Origin of the sequence: Salicola sp. Rm-C-2C1-2 (assembly GCF_040196175.1) — a bacterium.
Taxonomy (GTDB): Bacteria; Pseudomonadota; Gammaproteobacteria; order Pseudomonadales; family Oleiphilaceae; genus Halospina.
Map to the genome: position 1 here is coordinate 813,469 of NZ_JBEFNF010000001.1, position 11,642 is coordinate 825,110.

Genomic DNA, 11,642 nt, shown 5'->3' on the forward strand with positions numbered 1-11,642 from the left:
GCTGATCAGGTGTGCGCTCGCAACCGCTCCAGCAGCGCTGACGTATCCCAGCGCCCTCCGCCCAGGTTCTGGACGTCGCCATAGAACTGGTCAATCAGGGCCGCCACGGGTAGGCTGGCGCCGTTGTTGCGCGCTTCCGCGAGACAGATACCCAGATCTTTGCGCATCCAGTCCACGGCAAAACCGTGGTTGTATTCTCCCTCAATCATGGTTCCGGCGCGATTGTCCATTTGCCAGGATTGGGCGGCACCGCCACTGATGGCCTGTACGACTGATGCCGGGTCAAGCCCCGCTTCCTCGGCAAAATGAAGCCCTTCCGATAGCCCCTGAAGGAGGCCAGCGACAGTGACCTGGTTTACCATCTTGGTGAGCTGACCACTGCCCACAACGCCCATATAGTGCACTGCCTTACCATAACAGTTGAGCACGGGCTGGGCACGATCAAAAGCGGCGCGCTCGCCACCGCACATAATGGTGAGCTGACCTTTTTCTGCGCCCTGCTGGCCGCCGGATACGGGGGCATCGACCCAGCTTTGGCCCGCCGTTGCGGCCAACTCGGCCAGTTCCCGGGTGACACTGGCGGAGGCCGTGGTGTGGTCCAACAGAAGGGTGCCCTCAGGGGCATTGGCAATGATGCCGTCGTCTTCTGTGTAGAGCTCCCGGAGGTCCTGGTCTGCACCCACACAGGTAACAACGGCATCCGCATCCGCCACGGTTTCAGGTAGGCGCCCTCCGGTTTCTCCTGGATGGGTCTGGGTCCAGTTATCAGCTTTCGCCGGACTGCGGTTATAGACTCGCACGGAGAAATCATCATGACACGCCAGGTGTCCGGCCATGGGAAAGCCCATGACGCCAAGCCCGATGAATGCGATCCGCATAGGTGTTGGCTCCCTGTTTATTGCCTTAAAACGAGAAAACCCGCTCGGAAGCGGGTTTTCTGCGGGATGGTTATTCGCTCGGGTAGTCGCGCTTCGTATAGCCACTATAGAGCTGGCGCGGCCGCCCGATCCGGTAATTGCCGCTGGCCATTTCGTTCCAGTGGGAAAACCAGCCAATGGTGCGCGAGAGTGCGAAGATCACCGTGAACATCGACGTCGGGATGCCGATCGCCTTGAGGATGATCCCTGAATAGAAGTCGACGTTGGGATAGAGCTTACGCTCGATGAAGTATTCATCCTCCAGAGCGAACTTCTCAAGACGCTGAGCGATGCGCAGTAGCGGGTCATTCTCGAGTCCCAGTTCGTGCAGCACCTCGTGGGCGGTATCACGCATAACCCGAGCGCGCGGGTCGAAGTTCTTGTAAACCCGGTGGCCGAAGCCCATCAGCCGGAAGGGGTCATCCTTATCCTTGGCGCGTTCGACGCATTCCTCAACGCGGGATTCGTCGCCGATCTCGTTGAGCATGTTAAGGACTGCCTCGTTCGCACCGCCGTGTGCTGGCCCCCAGAGGGCGGCAATACCGGCTGCGATGACCGCAAACGGGTTGGCGCCGGTGGAGCCCGCCAAGCGTACCGTGGATGTGGAGGCGTTCTGCTCGTGATCCGCATGCAGGATGAAGATCTTATCCATGGCCTTGGCCAGGACCGGATTAACCTTGTATTCCTCGCAGGGCACGCCGAACATCATATACAGGAAGTTTTCGGCATACCCCAGGTCATTGCGCGGGTACATGAACGGCTGGCCGATGGAGTACTTGTAGCACATTGCTGCAATCGTCGGCATCTTGGCGATCAGCCGGTGGGCCGCAACCTCACGTTCGGCCTCGTCGGTCAGATCCATGGTGTCGTGATAGAAAGCGGAGAGCGCCCCGACTACGCCCACCATGATGGCCATCGGGTGCGCGTCGCGGCGGAACCCGTTGAAAAAGTGGCTCATTTGATCGTGGATCATGGTGTGGTTGTTGACGGTGCGGCGGAAGCGTTCGTTCTCTTCGGAGGTGGGGAGCTCGCCATGGAGCAGCAGGTAACAGACCTCAAGGTAATCAGCATTGTTGGCCAGCTGCTCGATAGGGTAGCCGCGATGCAGGAGAACCCCGTTCGCGCCGTCGATGAAGGTAATCTTCGACTCGCACGCGGCGGTGGAGACAAAACCGGGGTCGAAAGTGAACCAGCCTTCCGTGACCATATTCCTAATATCAATAACATCAGGGCCTTGCGTGCCGGAATAGACCGGCAGCTCCATGGTTCGGCCTCCGACTGAAAGCGTTGCTTTCTCGTTGGACATGGTGTTCTCCTGTCAGTTCAGCAAAACCAGTGCTGGAGATGACGCACTTTGGACCCAAGTATCGCAGAAGTTTGACCCGGACGTCACGAACGTGGAGTCGGGTGGGCTACTCGGCGGGTCGCTCCGTAACGCCTTCGCGGTTCGCGAAAATATAGGCCGGTGTTACCAATTGTCAATCTCCCGGTCATCTGTGGCCCCCACAAGGGGGTGTTGCCGGTTTGTAATCACTGGGGGCAGTCTCTATAATTCGAAGCCCGTAGACGGGAACCCGCCAGAGCCGGCGGTTTTACCCGCCCGCTGATCAAAAAGCTAAGATCCACCAACACACTGTGCCCGGCTGTCGGGGTCAACCGATGCCGCCCGGCGCACCAGACAGGGGTCAGGAGCCGTGACGACCAAACGACCGGTTAATCTAGAAATCAGCACCATCCATTTTCCCATTCCCGCTATTGCCTCAATTCTGCACCGTATTAGCGGTATTGTGGCGTTTTTAGGTATAGCAATTCTTCTTTATGGCCTCGAGCGATCATTGGCTGGTGAAGCCGGTTTCGCTTCCGTGGTAGCGCTTCTGGACCATCCGCTGAGCAAGCTGGTGGTCTGGGGGATACTGTCGGCGCTTGCCTACCATCTGGTGGCGGGGATACGTCACCTGATCATGGATATGGGTGTCGGCGAGACCCTTGAGGGCGGCCGCCTCAGCACCAAGATCACATTTGTGGTTGCCGCTGTACTGATTGTTCTTCTGGGAGTCTGGATATGGTAAAGAGTGTCACCAACCTGGGGCGGACGGGTGCCTATGACTGGCTGATGCAGCGTGTATCAGCGGTAGTTCTGGCGCTGTACACCCTGTTTCTCGTGGGGTTTGTACTGGGATCGTCCAATCTTGATTACGCTCAGTGGGCGGGTCTTTTCGATCAGATGTGGATGCGCATATTCAGTCTGTTGGCACTGATCTCACTGGGCATCCACTCGTGGGTGGGTCTGTGGACGATCACCACCGATTACATCAAGCCGACTGCATTGCGGTTCCTCATCCAGGCCGCCAGCGGGCTGATCATGTTTGTCTACCTCGTCTGGGGTATCGAGATTCTCTGGGGGCTCTGAATCATGTCCAATCTTAGAACCATGTCGTTTGACGCACTTGTGATCGGCGGCGGCGGCTCCGGTTTGCGAGCGGCGCAGCAGCTGACGCAGGCCGGCGTTAACACAGCTTGTATCTCCAAAGTCTTTCCAACCCGGTCGCATACCGTTTCGGCTCAGGGCGGCATTACCTGTGCGATTGCCAGTGCGGACCCTAATGATGATTGGCGCTGGCACATGTATGACACCGTCAAGGGATCCGATTACATCGGAGACCAGGAGGCGATCGAGTACATGTGTTCAGTCGGCCCGCGTGCTGTTTACGAGCTGGAGCATATGGGATTGCCGTTCTCTAGGTTCGAGAATGGCCGGATCTATCAGCGGCCTTTCGGTGGTCAGTCCAAGGAGTACGGCAAAGGTGGCCAGGCAGCACGGACCTGTGCTGCGGCGGACCGCACCGGGCATGCGCTGCTGCATACTCTCTACCAGGCCAACCTGCAGGGCGGTACCACCTTTCTCAACGAGTGGTATGCCGTAGACCTGGTGAAGAATCAGGACGGCGTGGTCGTTGGCGTCATCGCGATAGAGATTGAAAGCGGTGAGGTTGTCTATATCAAGGCTAAGGCCACAGTGCTGGCAACTGGTGGTGCTGGTCGCATCTACGCTTCCACCACGAACGCGCTGATCAACACCGGCGATGGTGTCGGCATGGCGCTGCGAGCCGGTATTCCGGTTCAGGACATGGAAATGTGGCAGTTCCATCCCACAGGCATTCATGGCGCCGGTACCCTGGTGACCGAAGGGTGTCGCGGCGAGGGCGGTTACCTTGTGAACTCCGAGGGTGAGCGGTTCATGGAACGGTATGCTCCGAACGCCAAGGACCTGGCCGGTCGCGATGTGGTTGCCCGCTCCATGGTCCTGGAAATTCTGGAAGGCCGTGGCTGCGGCCCCAACAAGGATCATGTCCAGCTCAAGCTTGATCACCTCGGCGAGGAGACGCTGAATCTGCGGCTTCCGGGGATCCTTGAACTGTCCCGGACGTTCGCGCACGCGGATCCGGTTAAAGAGCCGATCCCGGTCGTACCGACCTGCCATTACATGATGGGCGGTCTGCCAACCAATATCGGTGGTCAGGTGATGACTCAGGATACCGATGGCAACGACCAGCCTATCGAGGGTCTGTTCGCTTGCGGCGAGGCAGCCTCGGTCTCAGTACATGGCGCCAACCGCCTGGGTGGTAACTCGCTGCTGGATCTGGTGGTGTTCGGCCGTGCTGCCGGGCTTCAGATTGAAAAGCAGCTGCGCGAAGGCGGCGACAGCATGGAGGCCAGCGAGAGCGATATCGAACAGGCCATGGCGCGCCTTGACCGGCTCAACAGTGGTGAGGGAAGCCATCGGGTCTACGATGTCAAGAAGGAACTTCAGGACACAATGCAGCTCTACTTCGGGGTTTTCCGTGATGGCGAGCCTATGGAGAAAGGCCTCAAAATTCTGAATGAGATTGGCGAAAAGATCCGGAACACAAAACTCGAAGACACCAGCAATGCCTTCAATACGGCGCGTGTTGAGGCATTGGAGCTGGAAAATCTTTATGAGGTCGCGTACGCAACGGCGATGTCCGCGTTCGAGCGCCGTGAGAGCCGTGGTGCCCACGCCCGGAACGATTATACCGAGCGTGATGATGAAAATTGGCTGAAGCATTCCATCTACTTTCCGCTTGAAAAGCGGTTGGGTCAGCGCGGGGTCAACTTCGCGCCGCGTTCGATGGATGCGTTCCCGCCGACAGTCCGGAAGTACTAATTAAGAGGTGTTGTAATGCTGGTCAGTCTCTATCGATACAACCCTGAAACGGACAATGTTCCGTACATGCAGGACGTCGAGGTTGAGCTTCCGGAAGGTAAGGATCTGATGGTTCTCGACGTACTGCACATGATCAAGGATGACGATCCCAGTGTCGCGTTCCGTCGCTCCTGTCGCGAAGGCGTCTGTGGCTCCGATGGCATGAATATCAACGGCATGAACAGGCTTGCCTGCGTCACTCCGGTCTCCGAGGTGGTCAAGAAGGATAAGCTGGTGCTGCGGCCGCTGCCCGGGTTGCCCGTAGTGCGTGACCTGGTGGTCGACATGTCGATCTTCTATCAGCAGTACGAGCGAATTCAGCCGTACCTGATCAACGATAACCCGGAACCCGCGATCGAGCGTTTGCAGTCCCCAGAGGACCGCGAGAAGCTCGACGGGCTCTATGAATGTATTCTGTGCGCCTGTTGTTCAAGCGCTTGTCCCTCGTTCTGGTGGAATCCGGACAAATTCGTGGGACCTGCGGGCCTTCTCCAGGCGTACCGTTTTCTGGCGGACAGCCGTGACACGGCAACCGCGGAACGTCTCGATAATCTGGATGATCCGTTCAGCGTATTCCGCTGCCGCGGTATCATGAATTGTGTGAGTGTCTGCCCCAAGGGATTGAACCCGACACGTGCAATTGGCCATATCCGTACTATGCTGATGCAACGCACAACCTGATTATTGCGACACAGTTCACGCCAGAAGACGCTCAGGGCGGCCCGTAGGCCGCCCTTGTTAGATGCGCGTTACGGCAAAACCGTGTCGCGCTGGGGAACGTGGCAGGGGCTCACAAGGCTTAGGCCACGTTCGCTGACCTGAAGTCCAGTCAGAGGCGAGCGAATGTCATGCATGAAAGCATAATGGAGCAGCAGTGGCGGACGTCCCTCCTGCAGGGAGGGAATCTGGCCTATGTTGAGGATCTATTCGAAACCTATCTTAAGGATCCCAACGGTGTTCCGGAAGAATGGCGGCGTTATTTTGATCAGCTTCCAGGAATACCAGGCGACCACAGGCCCGATGTTCCACACCGAGATATCCGAGAGCAGTTCCGATACATTTCCCAGAACCAGCGCCGTTACTCTCCTTCCCAGGGCGCTCCATCTTCCATCTCTAATGCCGAACAGAAGCAGGTCCGCGTTCTCCAGCTGATCAACGCTTATCGTTTCCGCGGACACCAGAATGCTGATCTGGATCCACTCGGGCTTTTGAACCGGCCCAAAGTGGAAGATCTCGATTACCGTTATCACGAGCTCGATGACGACGATCTGGATATTGAATACCAGACCGGGTCGCTGTTCTTTGGTGCTGAGCGCATGAAGCTGCGCGACATCATTGATGGGCTTGAGCGCACCTATTGCAGCACTGTTGGTGCCGAGTACATGCACATTGTCGACACTACGATGAAACGCTGGTTCCAGCAGCGGCTGGAAAGCGTCAGGTCGCACCCTGACTATGAGGCGAAAACGCGCCTGAATCTGCTCGAGCGGCTCAATGCCTCGGAAGGGCTCGAGAAATATCTGGGCTCCAAATATCCCGGTACCAAGCGCTTTGGTCTTGAAGGGGCGGAGACTCTGACTCCCTGCGTCAGTGAGTTGATACAACGTGCCGGCTCGTATGGGGCTCGTGAGATTGTCATCGGCATGGCTCATCGGGGCCGTCTCAACATTCTGGTGAACACCCTGGGTAAGAATCCCAAAGAGTTGTTCGATGAGTTCGATGGCAAAATAACCATGGATCAGGGCTCCGGTGACGTTAAGTACCACCAGGGCTTCTCCTCCAATATTATGACCCCCGGCGGTGAAGTGCACCTGGCACTGGCGTTTAATCCATCCCATCTGGAGATTGTGACGCCGGTTGTCAGTGGTTCCGTGCGTGCGCGCCAGGCACGGCGTGACGATGAGACCGGTCAACAGGTGCTGCCGATCGCGATCCATGGTGATGCGGCCCTCGCCGGTCAGGGCGTGGTGATGGAAAGCCTGCAGATGTCGCTTACCCGTGGTTTCGGCATTGGTGGAACCGTCCACGTGGTTGTCAACAACCAGATCGGCTTCACCACCAGTCACCGTTTTGATGCGCGCTCGACAGAGTACTGCTCAGATGTGGCGAAGATGGTGCAGGCGCCGATATTGCACGTGAACGGTGATGACCCCGAAGCAGTCCTCTATGTGACTCAGCTGGCTATGGACTACCGCAACGAGTTTGGTCAGGACGTGGTAATTGATCTGGTGTGCTACCGCCGGCGCGGGCACAACGAGGCGGATGAACCATCGGGCACCCAGCCGCGGATGTACGAAAAGATCCGCAACCATCCGACCACCCGGGATCTGTATGTGAAGCAGCTTATCAACGAGGGCTTCATCCAGGAACAGGATGCCAAGAAGCTATTTGAGGAATACCGGGACAAGCTCGACAATGGCGATCACGTCGTGGATTCGCTGGTCAAATCGCCCAATACCGATCTGTATGTGGACTGGACGCCCTACATTGGCCATGAATGGACCGCGCGCTGTAAGACCAGTGTGCCGATGAAGACTGTCCAGGAGCTCGGGCGCAGGATCTCCACAATTCCGGAAGGGTTCTCCATCCAGCGTCAAGTCAAGAAGATCATGGAGGATCGCGACAAAATGACTCAGGGGGCGCTGCCGCTCAACTGGGGCTATGCCGAGACCATGGCCTACGCGACGCTGCTGAATGAGGGGCATCCGATCCGCTTCACCGGGCAGGACTCGCGTCGTGGTACCTTCTCGCACCGCCATGCGGTCCTGCATAACCAGAAAGACGGTTCCGAATACGTCCCGTTGGAGCATATCCGGGACGATCAGCCGCGTTTCGAGATCTACGATTCACTGCTTTCGGAACAAGCGGCGGTGGGCTTTGAGTACGGCTACGCCACGACCACACCGACGACGCTTACCATCTGGGAAGCTCAGTTCGGTGATTTCGTCAACGGCGCCCAGGTGGTGATCGACCAGTTCATCGCCAGCGGTGAACACAAGTGGGCACGGCTCTGTGGCCTCACCCTGCTGTTGCCCCATGGTTACGAAGGCCAGGGGCCGGAGCATTCCTCGGCTCGGCTTGAGCGCTTTCTACAGCTTTGCGCGGAGCACAACATCCAGGTCTGCGTGCCGACTACGCCGTCTCAGGTGTTTCACATGCTTCGCCGCCAGATCAAGCGACCGCTGCGCAAGCCTCTGATCGCGCTGACCCCCAAGAGTCTGCTGCGCCACAAGGAAGCCGTTTCCTCGCTGGATGATCTCTGTGAGGGCACCTTCCGGACGGTGCTACCGCCCAAGGAAATGCCGGATCCACGCAAGGTCAAGCGGCTTATCATGTGCAGCGGCAAGGTCTATTACGATCTACTCGAGAAACAGAAAACGGATGAACGCGATGACACCCTGATCGTGCGGATAGAGCAGCTCTATCCTTTCCCGCACGGTGATCTGGACGCGGTGCTGGCGCCTTACAGCCATATCGAGAAGGCGGTCTGGTGTCAGGAGGAGCCGATGAACCAGGGCGCGTGGTATTGCAGTCAGCATCACATGCGCCAAGCGCTGGGGCGTGTGCCGAACAAGCCATGGCTTGAATACGCGGGGCGCAAGGCTTCGGCAGCGCCGGCCTCTGGTTACCCCAGTGTGCACGCTCAGGAACAGAAACAACTCGTTGAAGACGCATTCTCCGTCTGACGGGTCCCGACAAGAAAGGAAGGGCAATGACAACAGATATCCAAGCTCCGGTTTTTCCCGAATCCGTCGCGGAAGGCACCATCGCTACCTGGCACAAGAAACCCGGTGAACAGTGTGAACGGGATGAGTTGATCGTCGACATTGAGACCGACAAGGTCGTGCTTGAGGTCGTGGCTCCTGGCGAGGGTGTGATCGAGGAGATCGTCAAGGGCGAGGGTGATACCGTTGAGAGTGGCGAAGTGATCGGTAAGTTCGCCGAAGGGGAGTCCGGTTCTGTAGGCGGTGGCGAAGCCAAAGAGGAGTCCCAGGAAAGCGCCAGCGGTGGCGGTGAAACTGAGGCGGCCCAACCGGCGGCAGCGTCTGGCGACAAAAGCGAAGACAGTGGCGAAGAGCCGTTGGTCAGCCCGGCCGCGAAGAAGATGGCTGAAGAAAAGGGTATTGATCCTTCAAAGGTTGAGGCGACGGGTAAAGGTGGACGTGTCCTGAAGGAAGATGTTCAGCGCGCTGTGGAAAAGAAGGACAATGAGCCGGCCCCGGCCCCGGCCCCGGCCGCGAAAGGCAGCAGCGGTGAAAGCCAGGCCGCCGCTCCCGAGGCACCTGCGGGCAGCATGCCGCAAGGCGAGCGTCCCGAAAAACGTGTGCCAATGACCCGCATGCGCGCGAGCATTGCCAAACGGTTGGTTGATGTACAGCAGACCACGGCCATGCTCACCACCTTCAACGAGGTGAACATGCAGCCGATCATGGATATCCGCCAACAGTACAAAGACTCCTTCGAAAAGCGCCATGGCGTGAAGCTTGGTTTTATGGGCTTCTTCGTAAAAGCAGCTGTCGAGGCTCTGAAACGCTTCCCGGCGGTCAACGCCTCCATTGACGGTAATGAGATGGTCTATCACGGCTACCAGGATGTGGGCATCGCCGTTTCCACGGATCGCGGTCTGGTCGTGCCGGTATTGCGCGATGCGGACGCACTTTCGGTAGCCGACGTGGAGGAGGGTATCAATACCTTCGGGCAGAAGGCTCGTGACGGTAAGCTCACGATCGAAGAGATGACTGGCGGTACCTTCTCGATCACTAATGGCGGTATTTTCGGCTCACTGATCTCGACGCCGATCCTTAATCCGCCGCAGACGGCGATCCTTGGTATGCACAAGATCCAGGAGCGCCCTATGGCCGTTAATGGCGAGGTCAAGGTGCTGCCAATGATGTATCTGGCACTGTCCTACGACCATCGTATGATTGACGGCAAAGAAGCTGTGCAGTTTCTTGTCACCATCAAGGAACTGCTCGAGGATCCAGCGCGGATTCTTCTGGACGTCTGACAACGAATCACTGAAAAGCAGGAATTACTATGTCTCAAGACTATGACGTCATCGTTATTGGCGCCGGACCGGGTGGTTATGTGGCCGCGATCCGTGCAGGCCAGCAGGGACTGAGCGTCGCCTGTGTTGAAGGCTGGAAAGACGGCAAAGGCGACCAGGTGCTGGGCGGTGTGTGTCTCAATGTGGGCTGTATCCCCTCCAAATCACTGCTTGAGACCTCCCACAAGTATGAGGAGGCCAAGCACGGTTTTGAGAAGCAGGGACTGAAGATCAAGGAGCTCGATGTTGACGTCGAGCAGATGATGAAGAATAAAAATGAGATCGTCGGTAATCTCACCGGCGGTATCGCAGGATTGTTCAAGTCCAACGGGGTTACGTCCATCCATGGCTGGGGCCGCGTGCTCAATGGCAAGCAGGTGGAGGTAACGGATCCCGAAGGCAACAAGAGCACCTACGGGGCGAAGAACATCATCATCGCCACGGGCTCGCGTCCGATTGAGATCCCACCGGCGCCGATGAAAGAAGGCAAGATCGTTGACAGCACCGGGGCGCTGGAATTCGACGAAGTGCCCAAGAGCGTGGGCGTGATCGGCGCGGGTGTCATCGGCCTGGAATTGGGCAGTGTCTGGAACCGGCTAGGGTCCGATGTCACCGTTCTGGAAGCTCAGGATACTTTCCTGGCAGGGGTGGATCAGGCCATTGCCAAAGATGCCCAGAAGAACTTCAAGAACCAGGGCATGGATATCCGTCTCAAGTGCCGTGTGACCAAGACGGAGGTGAAGGACGATCTGGTCTATGTCACCTATGAAGACGGCGACGGCAATCAGCAGCAGATTAAATGCGACAAGTTGATCGTGGCCGTCGGGCGGACCCCGAATACTGAAAAACTGTTCTCTTCGGACTCAGGGGTGGACCTGGATGAGCGCGGTTTTGTGGCTGTTGATGAGCAGTGTCAGACCAATGTGCCGGGTATCTACGCCGTTGGTGACGTGGTGCGCGGTCCCATGCTCGCGCATAAAGCCTCTGAAGAGGGCATGATGGTGGTGGACCAGGTTGCTGGCTACGCCACCGAAGTCAACTACGAGTGTATTCCCAACGTGATTTACACCCACCCGGAGCTGGCCTGGGTCGGCAGGACCGAGGAAGAGCTCAAGGCTGAGGGTGAGCCCTATAAGGTCGGCGCCTTTCCGTTTGCGGCGAACGGCCGGGCCATGGCTGCGAACGCAACCGAAGGCCAGGTACGAATCATCGCTCATGAGGAGACCGACCGGATACTGGGCATGCACGTGGTGGGGCCCCAGGCCTCCGAGATCATCGCCCAGGGCGTGATCGCGATGGAGTTCGGCTCCAGCGCCGAGGACCTGGCCCTGACCTGCTTTGCGCATCCGACGCTGTCCGAATCCGTCCATGAGGCAGCGCTGGGAGTGGATGGCATGGCGATTCACAAGGCAAATCGGCGCCGGAAAAAATGACCGGCGCAACCTCCAACACA

At 57.9% G+C, this 11,642-nt stretch carries 9 protein-coding genes; 7 read left to right on the forward strand and 2 right to left on the reverse strand.

The genetic code is table 11. The annotated features are described in order from the left end of the window. Positions 1 to 5: 5 nt before the first annotated feature. Both AAF659_RS03770 and gltA read right to left on the reverse strand, forming a co-directional pair. Positions 6 to 878 (reverse strand): NAD(P)-dependent oxidoreductase, encoded by an 873-nt coding sequence (locus AAF659_RS03770; protein ID WP_349750354.1) that lies wholly within the window; start codon positions 876 to 878, stop codon positions 6 to 8. A gap of 70 nt (positions 879 to 948) precedes the next feature. Beyond that, positions 949 to 2,223: a citrate synthase gene (gltA, locus tag AAF659_RS03775; RefSeq protein WP_349750355.1), complete on the reverse strand. Its 1,275-nt coding sequence runs from the start codon at positions 2,221 to 2,223 to the stop codon at positions 949 to 951. Between the two features lie 388 nt (positions 2,224 to 2,611). On the opposite strand from gltA, the gene sdhC reads away from it, so the two are divergent. From sdhC to lpdA, 7 genes are all read left to right on the forward strand, one after another. Next, positions 2,612 to 2,986, forward strand: coding sequence for a succinate dehydrogenase, cytochrome b556 subunit (sdhC, locus tag AAF659_RS03780; protein WP_349750356.1), 375 nt, complete (start codon positions 2,612 to 2,614; stop codon positions 2,984 to 2,986). After that, on the forward strand, positions 2,980 to 3,327 hold the full coding sequence (gene sdhD, locus AAF659_RS03785; protein ID WP_349750357.1) for a succinate dehydrogenase, hydrophobic membrane anchor protein: 348 nt from the start codon (positions 2,980 to 2,982) through the stop codon (positions 3,325 to 3,327). Before sdhC ends, sdhD begins: the two co-directional genes overlap by 7 nt. A gap of 3 nt (positions 3,328 to 3,330) precedes the next feature. Next, entirely contained in the window at positions 3,331 to 5,103 is a 1,773-nt protein-coding gene (sdhA, locus tag AAF659_RS03790; RefSeq protein WP_349750358.1) for a succinate dehydrogenase flavoprotein subunit, read from the forward strand. A 15-nt stretch (positions 5,104 to 5,118) separates the two neighbouring features. Then, positions 5,119 to 5,823: a succinate dehydrogenase iron-sulfur subunit gene (locus AAF659_RS03795; RefSeq protein ID WP_349750359.1), complete on the forward strand. Its 705-nt coding sequence runs from the start codon at positions 5,119 to 5,121 to the stop codon at positions 5,821 to 5,823. A 167-nt stretch (positions 5,824 to 5,990) separates the two neighbouring features. Continuing rightward, entirely contained in the window at positions 5,991 to 8,828 is a 2,838-nt protein-coding gene (locus AAF659_RS03800; RefSeq protein ID WP_349750360.1) for a 2-oxoglutarate dehydrogenase E1 component, read from the forward strand. 26 nt (positions 8,829 to 8,854) lie between these two features. Continuing rightward, on the forward strand, positions 8,855 to 10,150 hold the full coding sequence (odhB, locus tag AAF659_RS03805) for a 2-oxoglutarate dehydrogenase complex dihydrolipoyllysine-residue succinyltransferase (protein ID WP_349750361.1): 1,296 nt from the start codon (positions 8,855 to 8,857) through the stop codon (positions 10,148 to 10,150). Between the two features lie 29 nt (positions 10,151 to 10,179). After that, entirely contained in the window at positions 10,180 to 11,622 is a 1,443-nt protein-coding gene (lpdA, locus tag AAF659_RS03810) for a dihydrolipoyl dehydrogenase (protein ID WP_349750362.1), read from the forward strand. Positions 11,623 to 11,642: the final 20 nt, after the last annotated feature.

Excerpts from the sequence above, each read along its gene's own strand:
- sdhD (WP_349750357.1), top strand. The coding sequence starts at position 2,980 with ATGGTAAAGAGTGTCACCAACCTGGGGCGGACGGGTGCCTATGACTGG.
- sdhA (WP_349750358.1), top strand. The coding sequence starts at position 3,331 with ATGTCCAATCTTAGAACCATGTCGTTTGACGCACTTGTGATCGGCGGC.
- AAF659_RS03800 (WP_349750360.1), top strand. The coding sequence starts at position 5,991 with ATGCATGAAAGCATAATGGAGCAGCAGTGGCGGACGTCCCTCCTGCAG.
- odhB (WP_349750361.1), top strand. The coding sequence starts at position 8,855 with ATGACAACAGATATCCAAGCTCCGGTTTTTCCCGAATCCGTCGCGGAA.
- gltA (WP_349750355.1), bottom strand. The coding sequence starts at position 2,223 with ATGTCCAACGAGAAAGCAACGCTTTCAGTCGGAGGCCGAACCATGGAG.
- AAF659_RS03770 (WP_349750354.1), bottom strand. The coding sequence starts at position 878 with ATGCGGATCGCATTCATCGGGCTTGGCGTCATGGGCTTTCCCATGGCC.
- lpdA (WP_349750362.1), top strand. The coding sequence starts at position 10,180 with ATGTCTCAAGACTATGACGTCATCGTTATTGGCGCCGGACCGGGTGGT.
- AAF659_RS03795 (WP_349750359.1), top strand. The coding sequence starts at position 5,119 with ATGCTGGTCAGTCTCTATCGATACAACCCTGAAACGGACAATGTTCCG.